Here is an 18,543-nt window from a genome sequence, read left to right on the forward strand (position 1 = left end):
TGGTTGCAGGGGCAAAATTTGGACCTGCGCAGTCTACGCTCGGGCCTTCCCGGCTCGTGCTCAAACACACCTTTCATTGCATGATTTCTTGACGCTCTCAGTCTTCAAGTTCTTCTCCTTCGGCTCATAACCCGAGGCCCAAGTCAGACCCGTTCTAAACTCAACAAAAAAAACCCAGAGTCGTTTACTTTGACTTCTGAGCGTTCTCGCCTCCGAACCGCCAATTTTGCGCCAGGGTGCCCGTAGTTTTGGCGCAAGTGCTCAAGGTCACTCGTGTTCCGTCCTGCCAATTGCCGCCACGGGCGCCCAGGCACAATTTGCTGTCCTGATGACGCAGACGGAATGCCCGATCAGTGGCAGGCCCCTTCGGGGTCTTGCCCGGCCCATTCCATAGAATCTCGAACTTCTGCGACGGACTATTCACCAGGCACGGCGCAAGAACCGCCGGCTTGCCGCCGCCGGCCACGGGCAAGGTCAGGCAGGCACCCGTTTCCTCGGCGCGCAGGGTGCCGTCGTCATAGCGGGCAAAGAGCGTCTGCCGCCGCCCGCTCCCGTAAGCCCTCAGCGTCACCCGACCATCCCGCTTGGCAACCGGACCGCTGATGCACATGTCGTTGCCGCCATTCAAGGTCAGACCACGCCACCCTGCCATCGCTTTGGCCCGGGGCAGTTCGGCCATGGGCCGCCAATCCTGATCCGGCTGGCTGGACTTGTCCGCGCAGGCCGCCAGGGTCAGGCCGTTGCCTGCCGTCGCCTGACCTTGTTGCAGGGCGATGCAGCGTTTTTCCGCCACATGCTCCAATCGCAGGGCCCGCCCGCCGTCGGCGGCCTTGGGCGCCGCCTTGCCCTTACCAGTCCAATGCAGGCGCAGGCGTTGACGCGGATCGCGGTAGGAACAGGTTTCCCAAACCGCCGGCATGCGGTCGTTCTCGAACGCGAGACACAGGCCGCTGGCATCGTCGCGGAAACTGTCGTCATCGAAATAGGTGAACCGGTCGGCACCGTCCAGCGCACAGGGCTGGATCGTCGCCGGGCCGCCGGCCTTGTTCGTCGGTCCGGCTAGGCAATGCCAAGCCTGCGCGACGGCGACAATCCCGGATAGCGGTCCGACCGGGGCCGCGCGGTAAGGCGCGACCCAACCCTGCAGGCCCATGAAGGTATAGCCGCCCCGGCCCTTGTCGCCGCCGTATTCCCGGTCATCCACGGTCAGAAGATCGTCGCCGGTCTGATTGTGCCGGTAACGGCGCAGGGCCACGGCCCCCTTGGTTTCGTCCGCCAGCACGTATCCAAGGACACCGTCGAAGGCATAGCCGTCCTTGGCGAACCGGTAATCCAGGAAATCCGTAACATAAAGGTGCTGATCGCGGCCGGCATGACGATAGCGGTACAGAGGTCGCGTCTTCGCCGCCCGCTTGGGCAGGATCGTGCCCTGGGGAATCTCGATCTTGTAGCCTTGTTTGCCCGTTTCCCAATCCGCGGGGCCCAGCTTGAATACATGCGCCGCGCGGTTGCCCGTGCGCGCATAGCGCACCAGGGGCACCGGATCCGACGCGGCGACGGAACCCTCCATCCCCGGCGGCGTGAATTCGGGTCGTTTCGTGGTCAGGGTGAAGGCCTGCAGGTCGGGATCGCTGGTGGCGCAGGCATAGGCCCGGGTTTCAACCCCGTCCTGGCCCGAAGCATCGGCGATGCCCAGGCATTTTCCGGAGTCCGCATGGCTGATCCTGTGGGTCTTATCCCGCGCCGGTTTACCCAGGGTCCATTGTTGCGACCGCGTGTAGTCGCAGCGGTCGACGGTCACCGCCGCCCCCTTGGCCCCGCCCTTGCCCGGCGCCCGCAAGCTGAGGCACAGGCCGCTCGCGTCCTGGCGCAGGGTGCCGTCCTGCCACAAGGTCAGCGCATGCTTGCCGTCCTCCTTGCCGCAATAGCTGGACAACAGCGGCCCGCCGTCCGTCCCGTCCGCATCCAGACAAGTCAGATTGCGATGGGTCGCGGCGAACAGAGCCTGATGGCCCTTGTCCGGCGTTTCGTCATAAGGCGGCACCCAGGCGACGACGCCGTCATAGGCATATCCGTCCTTGCCCGCCTTGCCGCCGAGTTCGTCGGCATCGGCTGTCAGAAGATGATCGCCCCTCGCCTTATTGACGTAACGATGCAGGGCCACCGCGTCCTTGCGCTCGGCGCCATAGGCGAAGCCGACCCAGCCGTCATAGGAGACAGTGCCCTTGGCGAAGCGGAACTCGTGGAAGTCGCCCGTATAGATGGTGTCGCCGGTCTTCGTATCCTTGTAGCGGTAAAGCGGCCGTGTGCCCGGCGCACGGGTGGTGAAGATGAAGCCCTGGGCGGCCTGCATCTCATACCCGTTCTTGCCCAATCCAAAAAGTTCCGGCCCCGCCTGCATCAGGTGATCGCCCTTCCCGGCCTTGGCCGCATAGCGAATGAACGGCACCGGATCCGACGCGGCGACGGAACCCTCCATCCCCGGCGGCGTGAATTCGGGTCGTTTCGTGGTCAGGGTGAAGGCCTGCAGGTCGGGATCGCTGGTGGCGCAGGCATAGGCCCGGGTTTCAACCCCGTCCTGGCCCGAAGCATCGGCAATGCCCAGGCATTTTCCGGAGTCCGCATGGCTGATCCTGCGGGTCTTATCTCGCCCTGGTTTACCCAGGGTCCATTGTTGCGACCGCGTATAGTCGCAGCGGTCGACGGTCACCGCCGCCCCCTTGGCCCCGCCCTTGCCCGGCGCCCGCAGGCTGAGGCACAGGCCGCTGGCGTCCTGGCGCAGGGTGCCGTCCTGCCACAAGGTCAGCGCATGCTTGCCGTCCTCCTTGCCGCAATAGCTGGACAACAGCGGCCCGCCGTCCGTCCCGTCCGCATCCAGACAAGTCAGATTGCCATGGGTCGCGGCGAACAGAGCCTGATGGCCCTTGTCCGGCGTTTCGTCATAAGGCGGCACCCAGGCGACGACGCCGTCATAGGCATATCCGTCCTTGCCCGCCTTGCCGCCGAGTTCGTCGGCATCGGCTGTCAGAAGATGATCGCCCCTCGCCTTATTGACGTAACGATGCAGGGCCACCGCGTCCTTGCGCTCGGCGCCATAGGCGAAGCCGACCCAGCCGTCATAGGAGACAGTGCCCTTGGCGAAGCGGAACTCGTGGAAGTCGCCCGTATAGATGGTGTCGCCGGTCTTCGTATCCTTGTAGCGGTAAAGCGGCCGTGTGCCCGGCGCACGGGTGGTGAAGATGAAGCCCTGGGCGGCCTGCATCTCATACCCGTTCTTGCCCAATCCAAAAAGTTCCGGCCCCGCCTGCATCAGGTGATCGCCCTTCCCGGCCTTGGCCGCATAGCGAATGAACGGCACCGGATCCGACGCCGCCTCGGCGACCTCCATCCCCGGCGGCGTAAAGCGGGGCTGATTGGTACCGGCCGACCAGGTCTGGACATTGTCGCCGGGCGCCTTGCAAGATGTCAGAACGGCGGCGACGCCGTCCTGACCCGAGGCGTCGGCCAGGCCCAGGCATTTTCCGGAATCGACATGAACGATCTGCATGGACCGGGTCGGGTCGGCGGCCTTGGGCGCTGTGCCCTGCCAAGCCGCCTTGAACTGCTGCGCCCGCGTATAGGCACAGCGCGCCAACGTCACGCCGGCCTTGTCCGCATTCAGGCAGAGCTTGGTGCCGTCCTTGGTCCCGCCGTCGAAACGCAGGGTGCCGTCCCGCCAGAACGAGAACTTGGGCCTGTCATGATCGTGGCAGAAGGACGCGCGCACCGCCGCGCCCACTTTGGCCGCGCCGTCCAGGCAGCTCAAATTCTTGGCCGTCGCCAGGTAAAGGCCCGTGTAGCCGTCCGTCGGAGCTTCCGGATAAGCCGGGGCCCAGGCAGCGATACCTTCATACGCATATCCGGCGCGCCCGACCTTGCCGCCGAATTCATCGAAATCGGACGTCAGCAGATGATCGCCCCGAACCTTGTTGACGTAGCGGTGGAGCGCCACCGTTCCCGGCTGCTTGTCCGCGTGCAGATACCCGGCGATCCCCTGGTAGGCGTAACCCGATGCGCCGTATCCCAGTTCGCGGAAGTCAGGTGTCCAGAAATGATCGCCCGTGGCCTTGTGGTGATACTGGTAGAGGGGCGCCGTACCCGCCGCCCGTCCGGCCCAGACATAGCCCTGCGCCGTTTCCATGACATAGCCGTCCCGTCCCAGACCCAGGGCATCCGGTCCCACGGTCAAGCGATGGTCGCCGCTTTTCGATTTGGCGCTGACATATCGGATCAGCGGCTGGGAATCAGCGTTGACCATCGGCGCGTCCGCCCCCGGCGCGGTAAACGTGGGCACGCCGCCATGGGCCCACCAAGTGCCCCGGCGGTCGTCCTTGGCGAACTTGCCGCAGGGCGCCATCACGGCGGGCACGCCGTCGCGGCCCGATCCGTCGGCCAAGGTCAGGCACGCCCCGGACAGCCAATGGGACAGCTGCATGGCCGTACGCCCACTGGGCTGTCCCGGCGCCTTACCGCCCTGCCACACAGGCGTCCAGCGCTGGGCCAGACTGTTGTCGCAGGCCGCAATTTCCGGCGGTGCGGTGCCCGCCCGATCGGTCGTCATGCACTTGCCGCCGCTCAGGTCACGCAGCGTGCCATCGGTCCAGAACGCCAGGGGCTGATCCCCCTCGTCCTCGCAGCGGCGGGACGACAGACTGCCGCCTCCGTCCCGGGTCAGGCACACCATGCCGTCCCGGTTGGCCAAGTGAACTTTGGCCCAACCTTTGCGAACTTCCGCGCCAGTGCCCGGGGTATAGGCGGCAACGCCTTCGTAACGATACCCGTTCTTGCCATTGGCGCCGTCCAGTTCGTCCCCATCCGTCGTCACCAGGTGATCGTGGCGGGATTTGTTGAAGTAGCGGTGCAAGGGCAGCAATCCCGGTCCCTTGGCAGCCTGGACATAACCCAGCACCCCGTCAAACCGATAGCCGTCCGAGGCGAACCGCAATTCGTGGAAATCGGCGGTGTACATATGATCGCCGTCCTTGGCCGCGACATAGCGGTAGAGCGGCACCAGGTCCGCCGCCGCGCGGGTCGCAAACACCCGGCCCATGACGACGTCGGGCAGGAAACCGTCCTTGCCCCGGCCCAATTCGTCCAGCCCCAGCACCAAGCGATGATCTCCCCCCTTGGCCTTGGGATTGACGTAGCGCACCAGCAGTTCCGGGTCCGACGGCCGCACCGGCACGTCCGTGCCCGGCAGGTCATAGGCGGGAACCTCTTGACCTGCGCTCCAGAACTGAACCCCGGCCTTGCCCTCTGCCGCGCATTTCACGAGAACGGTCTCGACCTCGTCGCGGGCGCTGTCGTCGGCCAACCCTAGGCATTTGCCGCTCTGCCGATGAACGAGTTGGAAGCGGGCCGCCGGGTCCGGACGCGACGGTTTCTTGCCGCTCCAGCGGACATCCCATTGCTGGCCCGGCGAGTAATCGCAGGTATAAATCCCAACGTTGGCCGCATTGCCGCTTTGGCTGTTTGTGCCCAGGCACAAATCCTTGGGATCATGGCGCAGGGTGCCGTCGGACCAGAAGGTGAACCGCATGTTGCCGTCGTCGGCGCATAGGCGCGAGTCGAGTTCGCCGCCGTCCTGAGCCTGCGCGTAGAGGCAGCTGAAGTTCCGGTTGGTCGCGACATAAAGGTTGCGGAAGGCCGGCGACGGCGTCTCGTCATAGGCCGGAACATGGGCGATTATCCCGCCGCCCGCATAGCCGCTCTTGCCCGCGAACGCTCCCTTGTCGACGGTCAAGACATGACCGCCGTTGTCGCGGGTGTCGAACCGATGCAGCGGCACCGTCCCGGACCGCGCGTCGGGATAGACGAAGCCGGCCAGGCCCAGATAATCGAACCCGTCGCGACCGAACAACAGATCGCGAAAATCGGTCGTATAGCGGCGCACGTGGCTTTTGCCCCGGCCGTACTCGTAGAGCGGCACCGTACCGGGTGCGCGGGTCTTGAAGATGCGGCCCTGGGCCTGCTCGATCACCAAGTCACCCTTGCCGGTACCATAGGTTTCGGCCCCCGCGACCTGCACGTAGGCGCCGGGTTTCTTGTCGCGGTAGCGCACGAAGGGCACCGGCTTCGATGCTTTTTCCGGCTGCTCCAACCCCGGCGGGGTGAACGGTTTCACCCAGCCGATGACCCCCTGATAACGATAGCCGTCGCGACCCCGCTTGCCGTCGAGTTCGGCGAAGTCGGTGGTGACCCGCGTGTCGCCCGTGGCCTCGTTGACATAGCGATGAAGGGCGACCGTTTCCGGTCCTTCCTTGGCCTGGACGTAGCCAAGGATGCCCTCATAAACGTAGCCGTCGGTCCCGTACCAACGTTCCGAAAAATCGGTCGCCACGTAGGTGTCGTTCCTGGATGCGCTGAAATAACGGTAGAGCGGCACCGTGCCCTTGGCGCGCTTCGGCCAGATGTGTCCCAGATAGCGGTCGGGCACATAGCCGCCCGCCCCCCGGCCGAATTCCTTGTCCCCGGCGGTCAGGCGACTGTCGCGGGTCTTGGCGTTGACGTAGCGGGCCAGGATCACCGGCGTGGATTGCACCACCGGTGTGTCGGCACCGGGTGCTTGGAATTCCGGCACCCAGCCGACGACGGACTGTGCTGTATACCCGGGCTTGGTGTCTCCGTCCCGCGCCAGCATATGTTCGCGATTGGCCGACGAATGATAAAGGCGCAGCGCCACCGTGCCCGGCCGCTGCTTGTCATAGATCCAGCCGGCGATCCCTTGATAGGTCCATCCGTCCTTGCCCCAGGCCAGACCGTCGAACTTCGTCGTGTAATAGGTGTCGTTATTGGCCGCGTGGAAATAGCGGTACAGCGGCACCGTATCCTTGGCCTTTTTGCTGAAGATCATGCCCAGGGGTTTGTCCAGGACATAGCCGTCCGCCCCCTCGCCCATTTCCCCGAACCCAAGGGCGATCACGTGATCGCCGGTGCCCGGATGGTGATAGCGCAACATCATCTCGGGCTCGGACTTGACCGCCCGATCCTTGGCTCCCGGCGGCGTGACGGCGGGAACCCAGCCCTCGACCTTGACGTAACTGAAGCCCTTGGCGCCCTTCTTTCCACCGAACTCGTCGATGTCCGTGGTCAGCAGATTGTCGTTGCTCGCACCGTTGCGGTAGCGGTGGAGCGCCCGGCTGCCCTTCTGTTCCTTGGGATAGACATAGCCTTCCACGGCGACGAACTCGTAGCCGTCCTTGCCGTACCACAATTCCTGGAAATCGGTGGTGAAGATGTGGTCCTGCTTGGCCCCGTTCCAGTAACGGTAAAGCGGCACCGTACCCTGAACCCGCCCCGGGAAGATGGCGCCGGCGACGCCATCGCGGACGTAGCCGTCACGGCCGTCACCCAGCTGCGCCGGGTCGGCGGTGTACAGATGGTCGTTTGCCTTGGGATTGAAATAACGCAGCAAGGGCACGGGATCGACGCGCACGAGCTTAGCATCCTTGCCCGGGCCGTAGTCAGGCCCCGGGTAATGGCCCAGCCCGATATTCTTGCCGTACCGGCGCTGGATGATCGGCAGCGTGCCCGGTCGCTTGTCGGGGAACACATATCCGGCAATGCCCGCAAAATAGATTTCCGGCGAACCATAGCCATATTCCTTGAAGTCGCCCGACAGGATGTCAGGCGCCTGACGGCGACGATTCTCGATGCGGCCGTACAAGTATAGCGGCATCGTGCCTTCGGCCGGCTTGGGGAAGACCTGGATGTTCTTGTCGAACGCCAGGGGCACCGGGTTCGACGGTTCCACCGGCGGCGTCAGCGGCGGCTCTTCCTTGGGCAGGTACCCGGCGGTTCCCTCGAAACGCCAGGGCCCCCTTGGATTGCGCCCCAGCTGGTCGATGTCGCCGGTGTAAAAGTAGTTGGTGTTGTTGCTTTCGTGATAGCGGAAGAACGGCACCGTGTTGGGGATGTCCCTGTTGTAGACGTATCCCGCCACACCATCGAAGCTGAAGCCGCGCTGACCGCCTCGGAATCCGTTGGGCTCGGTCGTGTAGACGTGGTTCTGCCCCTTCCGCGCCGTTCGCCAGAAACGGAACAGGGGCACGGTTCCGGGCGCCCGCTTGTTGAAGATCATGCCGACCTTGCCGTCATAGGCCCAGCCGTCGCGCCCGTTACCGAACTGTTCCGGATCGGCGGTATGGTAGTATTCGTTGGTGCTGCGCTTCCAATAACGCATGAACGGCACCGGCGGATCATTGCTGACCGGCGCCTTGTAAGCGGCCTCCAAGGCCTTGGCTTCCCGGTCGAGCGCCGGATTGACCACACGTCCCTTGAACGGGTCGAAGGGAAGCCAAAGATCCGTATGCTTGTCGCCGACGCGCCCGCATCCCCAAAGGACGATCTTTCCCCGATCGATGGCCAGGCAGGCCCCGCCGCTTCCATCCTTGCGGTGCGCGATGATCTGCCCCGTTGTCAGAAACTCCATCTTCAACACCGACGACGAACTGCAAGATTCCAGCGATACCACGCCGCCTTCATGGTACCTGCGGGCGCCCATGCAGCCGCCTTTCACGTTTCGCAGGTATCCATCGCCGTAGAACCGCCAGCTTTGATTCCATTTGCCGTGGCAGCCCCACGGAATCAGATCCACGCCTGCCTGGTCTTTTGCACCTCGGATGTCGGCGCACCAGCCTTTATCGCGGTTCGCAATGGAATAATGACGCAGCAGGAAATTATCAGGAATCCAGCAGCGCTTGAGGCTGTCGCTCCAGCGCTCGCTGCCCCGGCAGTCAGACGGCCGCGGGCAATCGCCCAGGCGCAGCAACTTGCAGTCCAACGACTTCAGCCCCTTGATGATTTCTCCCGCCAAGTTTCCGACGGCGCCGACCACCACATTGGCCGCGTTCGCCACGTCGCGCAGGCCCTGGGCCGCCACATCGACCGCCGCCGCCGCCATACCGGCAACACGGCTACCGCACTGCAAAGCGTCCTTGGGCGACGGTAGGGAGATTTTCGGCTGAAACTTGACCGCCTGGATGAAATCGATGGGCAGGGCCGTTCCCTGATTGACCTTGAGCGCGAGGTTGCGGATGTCCCCTGCCCCCATGGTGGTCTGAGAGGAAAAGCGCGCACAAGGATGGGTCGAGCGGAACGAGACGTTGGTTTCCGTCAAGTCGCCATCCAGATTGAAATGGATCGAGTCCTTGAAACCCAGCGCAGCCGTCGACATGTCGAGCTTGATCTTATGGCTGACCCCGGCCGGGTTCAGTTCGTAGTGCAACGTGGTTTCGCTGCGCGCCAGATTTCCCAGCACGCCGAGCGGTAGACCGACATTGATCTCGGTTTTTGAATCGAGCGTCAGCCCCGATTTATTGTCAAGATAGGCCGTCGTTTGCGAGAACGGCAGCCCCAGGGCATTGAGCTTGCCGGTGATCTTGAAACGGCTCGACGTATCCCGTTCCGCACTCAGGCTGGCGCTTTCCAACGACACCAGCCCCAGGTTGATCTTGCCCAACGCGAAGGGGTGATCGATCAGATAGGCAAAGAAGCTTTTCCCCATGGCGTCGCCGATGGCGGCGGCGGGCAGAACCTCAACCGGATTGCTCGACGCCCAGGCCGGCTTGACCTTGGCCACGGCCGGTTCCTTCATGCGCGTGCCGAAGAAGCTGTGATCGATCTCCAGCGTCACCTCGCCGCCCTTGAGGAAGTCCACCAGCTTGCCGCGGAACTTGGCGCCATGGATGAAGATCGGAGTCGACGATTTGATGGCGTCGAACACGACCTTCGGAATGCCCATGCGGGGGAAGACTTCGTCCGAGATCAGCTTGTCGATCTCCGTCTTGGTATCGGCCTCGACCAGGAACTCACGTGCGCCGAGCACATCCCCGCTGTCTGTTTGCGCCAGGAACCTAGTCTTGATCAGGCGGCCCAGGTCCCGTTCCAGTTCGAAATGGATGCGATCCTTGGAAAACTCGATATCGATGTTTTCCTTGGCGCCCAGGAAATTGGTGTTCCCCGATACCTTGAAATGGGGCAGTTGCTTGATGTTGGCGACGATGTCGACTTTGGCATTCTGCACCTTGAGAATCGGCGGCAAGGTGATGTCGGCAAGATCGCCTTTCAAAATCAGGCCATCCGACAGGGTCAGACGCAGGTCCGCACCGCCCAGGCGTTTCTTGTTGCCGAACAAGGACATGTAAGCGCCGCCGCCGACGCGCATGCCCATGGTATCCAGCGTATCGTCACGCCCGGGAATCTTGGCCCCCGGCGTGGCGAAGAAGATGACCGGATCGACGACGCTCAAGGTCGGCAGAGGCAGTTCATCCACGCGGATGATGTCGAAAATGCTGCGCTTGAGGATTTCCGTCTGGAGGTACTTGGCGGCGTCGCGGGATTTCTTGTCGGGCAGGACCTTGAGAACCTCATTGGCCATCGGCCCGCCCAGGACACCCTTGAAGTTGGCCTCCATCATTTCCAGCGACGTCCATTGGCTCAACTCGCCTTTGACCTTGTAGGCGACTGCCAGTTTTTTCGGCAGCGGGATGGAGGTAGAGAAGTTGATGTTGACTAGGAAATCCGCATCCGCCGTTACCGTGCGGTCCTGTTTGCGGCCCAAACCGGTCACGATCGCCGAAGCCCCAACACCGAATTCAACGCTGCCTTCGGAATCAAATCCGATCAGGATCGCTGGGTTTCGGAAGGTGTGGTTCTTTGAAATTCCAAACGGCTGATGCCAGTCGCCCCGCATATTAGCCGCCAGCTTGAAACTGCCGGCCCAGGACACGGCGTCGAACGACGTATACAGATCACCGCCGAACTTCAGCTTGTCGGACTTGGTCGGCGTGCTCAGGCGCGGCACGTCCAGGGTGATGTTGCCGTTGACGCCAAGGCCCATCTGCAGCTTCGGCACGTCGACGAACAGGAAGCCCTCGGCGCCGACGTTGTCGATGGACACCAGTTGGCGCCAAGGCTGGCCCTCGGGCAGTTTGAAATTGGGCAGGCGCGCGTCCAGGCGCGCTTCCAGGTTGCCGTCGAACACCCCCTTCAGGCTACCGGCCAGCAACAGCGGCCCATCCACCGCCTTGAAGATGTTGACGTCGCGGGTCGCGACCTGGCGGATCGCCGACGGCAGGTTTTCTTCCGACAGGGCCGCGATCAGGGACACCCCCGCGCCGAACGGTAGGGTGCGTTTGTCCCCACCCGATTTCGGCATCAGCCCCTCGACCATGGACAGCAAGCCTGACGGCAGGTCCCCGACGGGGACATTCGACAGATCCGCCGTGGAAATGGCGAAGACCGATTCAGGCAGGGAAATCTGGGCCGCCCCTTCCAACACCTGCTTGAACTTGCTGGCCGGGCCCGAGTTACCGACCAAGTCGGTGATCTTGAACGGGTCCGCCTTGACCAGGGCAATGGGCTTGCCGCCGTGCAGGAAGATCGCCCCCTCACCGCCGATGCCCAACTTGTCGATACGCACCTTGCCGCCCAGGCCACCGGTGCCGATCCACAGATTGGCGAAACTCAGCTCGTTGATGCCCTTGAGCCCGCCGACCAGCGGCAGTTTGGCGACGTCGATCTTGCCGGGGATCGTGAACCGCAATTCCGGGGCGGCATTGGACTTGAGGGTCAGGGAACTGACGGCCTCGAACTCCTGCTTGTCGAGCCGCGCCATGGTTGAAAGCGATGCATCCAACAGCGCCCGGCCCTCCGCCGTGCGCTCGATGGCGCCGCTCAGGGCCAGATTGTTCAGCCCCAGGAACGGCAGACCGAAGGCCTTGTCCCAGTTCACCGTGGAGGTCGACCGCACGGCCAGCCGGAACGCCTTTCCGCCCGTGGTCTTTTCGATGTCGATGCCGCCGTCGAAGGCCAGCGCATGCCCCGGCAGGTTCAAGATCAGGTCGCCGGCCATGCCGACGCGCAACCTGACCTCGCCCGTGGACTGGCCCTTGATATCGGTGACCGGCGTGCCCTTGATCAGGAAAGTCGGTGCGCCGAGTGTCAGCACCTTGTCGATGCCGGGCAGGTTGATGGCCGGCAGGCGGGCTTCCAGATCGACCGCGGCGACAGCCTGTTTCAAGGCATCGCCGCTCAACCCCCGGCCGGCGCCGCCCGGCCGGGATGCCAGCGCGATAGACGGCAGCACCCCGGCGACCTCCAGGGTATCTTCCTTGACCCCGACGAAGGCCAGGGCCTTGGCCAGGGGGCTCTCGGCCTTGGGTTCGACAATGAAGCCAGCGCGCAGCCCCTGGGACGGCGGCAGCGCGCCGCCGCGCGACACCAGTTTCAGCGCCGCCGTGACACTGTCCGGATAGGCGTCGTTCTCAGGATACGCGTCTTTCTCGCCGGGCACGTAGACCAACGCCCCCCGGGTCAGCTTGGCATTGTCTAAAGGCGTGCCACGCACACCCGGAATAAAATCAGCGGCATCCACACTTTCCGGCACCAGGGCGACGAAGGGTTTCTTGTCCTTCTTGAAATCGAACACGGCCAGGGTCGTCTGAGAGCCGCGCAACTGGACCGTGCCGGAAATGACTTCCGAGCCGATGCGGGCGTCGGTCAGGGCCAGATCACCGATCCCGGGCACCGACGTGCCGATCAGGTCCTGCACGGTGATGTCCGACGCCACCGCCAATTGCAGGCGAGGGTCGGCCTTGTTCAAATTGACACTGCCTGTCAGACGCAAACGGTCGCTGCCGCCCTCCACATCCAGGCCGACACCATCCACCCGTGCCGCAAGCCGCAGGCTGCCCGCGAGGGCCAGCGGTGACACCCCCGGCAGCGTGACCTGCATGTCGCCGGTGATTCGGGTCACCAGGGCGACCTTTCCATTCTCCGACACCCCCTGAATACGCAGAATGGGATCGTCAAAGGCGACCACATCACGGACACCCGGCAGGTTCACAGCCGGCAGCTTGGTTTCCAGGTCAACTTTCTGAACCAGGCCTGCGACAGCCTCTTTGGCGCGGGTCTTGATGGCGCTGTTACCGCCACCGCCGCCGCCCGACACCAGGGATTTCAGCGCCTCTACCGGCAACACGCCCGATAGTTTCAGCGGCTGCCCACCCCCGCTGCCGGTGAAGGCGAACATTTTTTTCAGGGCCGGCAGATCGCTGGGCTTGAGGAAGCTTTTCAGGTTGAGGCCGGGGCGGAACGAGGACCCACCGCCGCCGAAGGGATTGAGCAAGGGGCCGACGGCGGTTTTCACCTTGTCCGGTAGGGCCGCCACGTCGAACGGCAATCGCAGGGAGGTGCCGTCACCTGATCTGCCGGGGATGTAGGTGAACACGGCCTGCGGCAATGTCAGGCCGGCGATGGGCGACGACCCCAGGCCGGGAATGAATTCGGACGGCTTCAACCCGGCGGCGGATAGCGTCACCGCCCAGCGCCCTTCCGTGCGGAACGCGCCGACCGTGGTCTCGAAGCCCTTCAAGGCGATCTTGGCGACCAGATAATCCGTGTCTCGTTCGACCTCTTTCAGGTTGAGATCGCCAATCACCGGAATGTCCACACCGAGCAGACTGGACAGGGTCTGCTCACCCGAGAACTTGAGCCTGAAATCGCGCGGTGATCCCGGCAAGGGCAGAGAGGCCTCGATAAGAGCCTTTCGTCCGCCCGGGTCGAGGGCTGAGCCCGCGAAGGTCAGCAGCCGCTTGCCCCCCTCCATCGGCTCGGTCGTGAAGGATCCGTCGCCTTCATAGACGCGCCCCGGTCCCGGCAGGGCAAAGCGGATGGAGGTATCGATGCGCGTAGTCAATCCCGTGTCGCTTCCCTTCAATGCCAGAACCGGGCGCGACGGGAAATCGATGGCCACGGGGCCGATCTTGTTGAAATTCAGGGTCGGCAGGGTCGCCGTCAGGTCGATGGCGGCGATCAGGTCCTTCCCCGACGCCGTGAAGGGATTGGCGTTGAACCGGCCTTCGATCTCGAGCGGGTCCGTCAGGCGGATGCCCAACCCGCCCAGCAGGTCCGCCAACTGGCCGCCTTGCTTCGGCCGCGCCATCAGTTCGGCATTGAAGCCGTCGCCGACCCTGGCCAGGTCGAAACGCCCGACGAGTTCCGCCGGGAACCCGGTTTCGGACAAGGTCGCCTTGCGGCCGGGGGGCAGGTACAGGAAGGTCGTGCGTTCAAGCGTCGCCGCGTCCAGGGCCGTACCGGCCACGGCGGGCAGGACCTGGGCTATATCCAGGTTCGCCGCGACCACAGCCAGGGCCGGCTTTTTGTCGCGGGCGAAATCAAAGGCCGTAGCCTGGAACGTCCCGCCCTTGACCATGATCTCACCACTGACCAGCCCAGCGCGAACGGCGGCCTTGGTCAGCGCCACATCCGACAGGCCGGGCACGTTCAGACCCATGACATTGGCCAGGGTCAAGCCTTCGCCGTCCAGGGCAAGCGCCAGATCCGCCTTGCGCCCCCCGGCCGTGGCCAGCGATCCGGACAGGGTGAACTGCCCCGCCACGTTGTTCAGCCGCCCGGTGCCGTTGACCGCCGCTGCCAGATTGCGGCCCGCATCCAGGGTGAGCGTGATTTCATGGTCCAGGCTGCCCGACGTGGGCGTGCCCGGCAGAACGAAGTCGAAGGCGCCGGTGATTGCCGTGGTAAGGGCCGCGCCGTTCGCACCCTCGCCGCCCGTCAGCTTGATCTGGGCCGCCCGTGACGACAGATAGTCACCGACCCCCGGCAACTTGATCGCCGGAACCGGAATGGTGAGGTCCGTTTTCTGGATGATCTTGGCGACCACCGTCCCGGCCAGTTTCTTGGCCTTGGCCGCCGCCCCGCCGGACCCACCACTTTTACCCTTGGGCAATTTGCCGCGGATGAAGGCAAGCGCCTCGCCCGGCATGACCGCCTTCAGCTTGAACGGTTTGCCGCCACCGCCGGCCCCCAGTTTGGCCAACAAGTCGGACAGCTTGCCCAATTTGGCCGGATCAACGGCCGACACCAGGTTGAGGCCGGACAGCAGCCTGCCGCCGCCCGACGGTCCGGACAGCTTGCCCGCCAGATGCCTGATCCCCTCCGGCAGTTTGTCCAGGGCCAAGCCGTCCCCACCGCCGCCGCCGAGTGTCGGCAGATAGGCGAACACGAGATCACCCAAACGAACATCCGCCAGCGGCGTTGCCCCCAGGCCGGGAATCACCGACAGACCGGGCAGGTCCGAGACCTCCATCGTCATCAGCCGAGCCAGGGGGTTGCCGCCACCACCACCGCCACCAAGGGCTGCGAGGTTGACCGTGAATTTCGTGTCGCCCAGCGCCAGGGTCCCCTGGACATGACCGAGGGACAATTTCGCTTCGGCCAAGCGCAGGCTGCCGATGCCGGGGACTTCCGTGCCCAGTAGGTCCGACAGGGTCAGGCCGTTGTCGATGGAAACCGAGAAATCCTTGGCCTTGGCCAGGTTCTTGAAATTAAGCGGGGCTTCCGCCGTCAGGTGCAGCTTGGAGGCAGCCTCGATATCCAGCATGGCCATGCGCTGGGCACCCTGCCCGGTAATGCGCGCGTCGACCTGTACCTGCTCATCACGCCTCACGATGGGAATGGTAAAGGTGCCCCCGGATTTCAGGGCCAATTCCATGGCCCCGGCGGCGTCACTGGTCAGCGCCAGTTCCGTCACGTCCGACAGCTTGAACAGGTTTTCCAACCCCGGCAGGGTCAATCGCGGCAGTTGCGCCTTCAAGGACAATCCGGCCAGGACCTTGGGCGCCCGCCCCCCGGCGACCGCCTTGACCACGGCGGCGGGGATGTCGCCCGACAGGAAGGCCGTCTCCGTTTTGGGCACGCCCAGACGCCGGGCCAGTCGCGCCAAGGGATCATCGCCGTCAAACGACAGGCGGCTGAGGAACGAAATCCCCGGCTTGAGAACAATGCCGCCGCCTTCCAGTGTTTTCTTCAAGGACTGGGCCATGGCGGCCGGCAGGCCATCGATCGCCTCCGCGCCACTGCCGGGCCCGGCAATTAGGATCGCCGTTTCCGGTAACTCCAGATCGGCCAGGGGTGTGCGGTTCAACCCCGGCAGATAGGCAGCCGGGCGCACCCCGCGACTGACATCGATCACGGCCAGGCGCGCATCCGGCTTATCGACGATGGTGATGGTGGACCGGGCATTCCCCCGGCCCAAAGCACCAGAAATGACCTTACGGCTCAGATAGACGTCCTGAATTTCCAAATCCGCCAGGCCCGACACCTGGATTTGCGACAGATCCCCCAATCGGAATCCGCCGGCCAATGCCAGGCTCAAGTCAACCGGACGCTTATTGCGGATGCTCCCCGTCAGGGTGACCCGCTGGCCGCCCCGGATATCCTCGCCTTGGGCGTCGACTTCGTCGCCCTGCCAGCGGAATGCGCCGTCGGAACGGGCCGCGGCGGCGAATTCGAAGTAGCGCGGTACCTTGGCCCCCGGCAGCATCAACGTACCGCCGAAATCCAAGCCCGCCGACACCCTGCCTGACGAGCCGCCCTCGAAGACGAATTCCGCCCGGTCGGCGAGACGGAACAGGTTACTCAACCCAACACCTTCCAACCCCGTCACCTCACCCCGTAGGCGCAGGGTCGCCAGGACGCGCTTCAACCGCCCGCGCGCATCACCACTGCGCCAGGCCTCGGCTGCGGACTCATCCGGCTCGTCGAACACCAGGGGATCGATCTGGCCGACAATCTTGATCCCGCCTTCGTTGGTCCGCCCTTGGCGGAACAGCGACAGCAAGGTGGAAAACGGATGCTTTTCGTCAAAGCCGGAGGCCTGAAACAGGTTCATCCCCGGTTTGGCGCTGCTCAGATCCTTGTCCGTGAAGAATTCCTGGAACAAGGTTTGGAATGGCTTCGGCAGGTCCGACAGTTTGGGCGGACCCCGCCCCTTGGGCACGTAAAGGTAAACGGCGCGTCCCGTCTCGACCTTGCCCAGATCACCCAGGACATTTTTGGGCACCAGCATTTCGATGCCGCCGCCATCGACGGACAAGGCCACATAGGCCGCGTCATTGTTGGTGACGGGCCCGATCACCAGCTTCGCCGGCTGGCCGCGGATGATCGTATCGACCGACACGGCGCGGCCCGTTGTCAGCTTCGGCACGGTGCCAAGTTTGATCTCATCGAACCCGGGAATGTCCAGGCCGGCGACGGCTTCCAGGGTGTTGCCGTCCAGCTTGAATAGATCTTTGCCGTCTTCCTCGTCCAATTCACCGGCAATGGGAATACGCTCGCCCGAGCGCTCGCCATAACCTTCGGCCCGCAGCTTGGGCACATAGGCATCATCCAGCGAGAACAGGAAGTCGATTTCCTTGGCCTGGGCGCCATCGACCTTGATATTGCGCAGGTCGCGCAGGCCCGCCTTGGCGGTCATGCGGAATACGGGCTCGCCATCGCCGGACACGGCATCGAAATCAAGCGTCCCGGCAGCCTTGACCTTGCGCGCGCCGAACCCGAACCGGGCCGCCGCCGTTCCCGTCATGTCCAGCCGTCCGTTGCTGTCCGGTGCGATCGTCAACGCCAGGTCTGCAGCATCGACGTAACGTCCGATCTTCGGCGGCCGGAATCCTTCCAGGTTGAACGTCAGCTTGATGTCGTCATCCGTGACGTCCGGCTTTGCCGGCTTCACGCTAAGCCCGACAAGGCGGCGGAACATGCGATAGCTTACGTGCCCCTGCACCAGGACTTCCTTCTCCTTGAAATCCAGGGCCTTATCCAAATTGTCCAGGAACGAATTTTCACGGATGACCAGCCGGGCAAAGATCACGCCGCCCGCGGGCAGATCCATGGCGCGGCGTTTGGCGGTGACGAACTTCTTCAGATAGCGCGTTGTCGCGGGGGGTATACTCAGCTTGGACAAGCGGGTCTCGCGGGCTTCCGAACTGTAGATCAGCACGGCGTCCTTGAGCACCAGATCGATGGCGCCGGTCCGTCCTGCCGCGTCGGCGAACAGCCGGAGCGGCAGGCTCTCGCGCTTGTGCAGAAAATGATAACTCCCCTTGACCGTGTCATCGTCCTGCCTCGACGCGGATGTGGCCGAAGCGGTGGGCGACGGCGGTGCGGGGGCATCCAAGGGGCGGCTTTCCACCTTGTCCACGGGCGCCGGGGTCGGGGCGCCGGGGACGAGGGGCTGGGTTTGTGGGGTCGTCTGCTGATCCGATGCGGCCGGAGACGGCACGGTGTTGTCGTCTTGCGCCCCATCGGGCAAATGGAAAAATTCGAGCTCGCCCTTGTTGCCGGATAATATCAGGGTCCGCGCCTTGCCGTCCTGACCCAGGCGGTCCAGATCCAGTCCCTTGAACAGGCCGGATTTCTTGAACGCCTTGGTGATCTCCTGTTGAAGTTCGGATTCAACCGACGACGGTGCCCCGGCATCCGGCGCCGCAACCTTGGGTGCCTCGACCGTGGGCGCCGTGACGCTGGGTGCGGCAAGGGCCGGCGCGCCGGATCCCTGGGTTTGCGCCTGGGACAGATCGGTCGGAAAAACCGCCAGGAGCCCAGCCACCACCAATGCCGTCACGGTGGTCAAAGCGCGTGTTCGAGGCCGGACCTGTCCGTCCCTGCGCGCGGCGTTATTACGCATGCCGCAATCCTTACACC

1 protein-coding gene is annotated in these 18,543 nt (G+C 64.1%); it reads right to left on the reverse strand.

Annotated elements, in window-relative coordinates:
* Positions 1 to 184 precede the first annotated feature (184 nt).
* Positions 185 to 18,526, reverse strand: a complete 18,342-nt coding sequence (locus KFF05_09555; protein ID UTW50223.1) for a ricin-type beta-trefoil lectin domain protein — start codon at positions 18,524 to 18,526, stop codon at positions 185 to 187.
* Positions 18,527 to 18,543: the final 17 nt, after the last annotated feature.

It is taken from the genome of bacterium SCSIO 12827 (assembly GCA_024397995.1).
Lineage (GTDB): Bacteria > Pseudomonadota > Alphaproteobacteria > Rhodospirillales > Casp-alpha2 > UBA1479.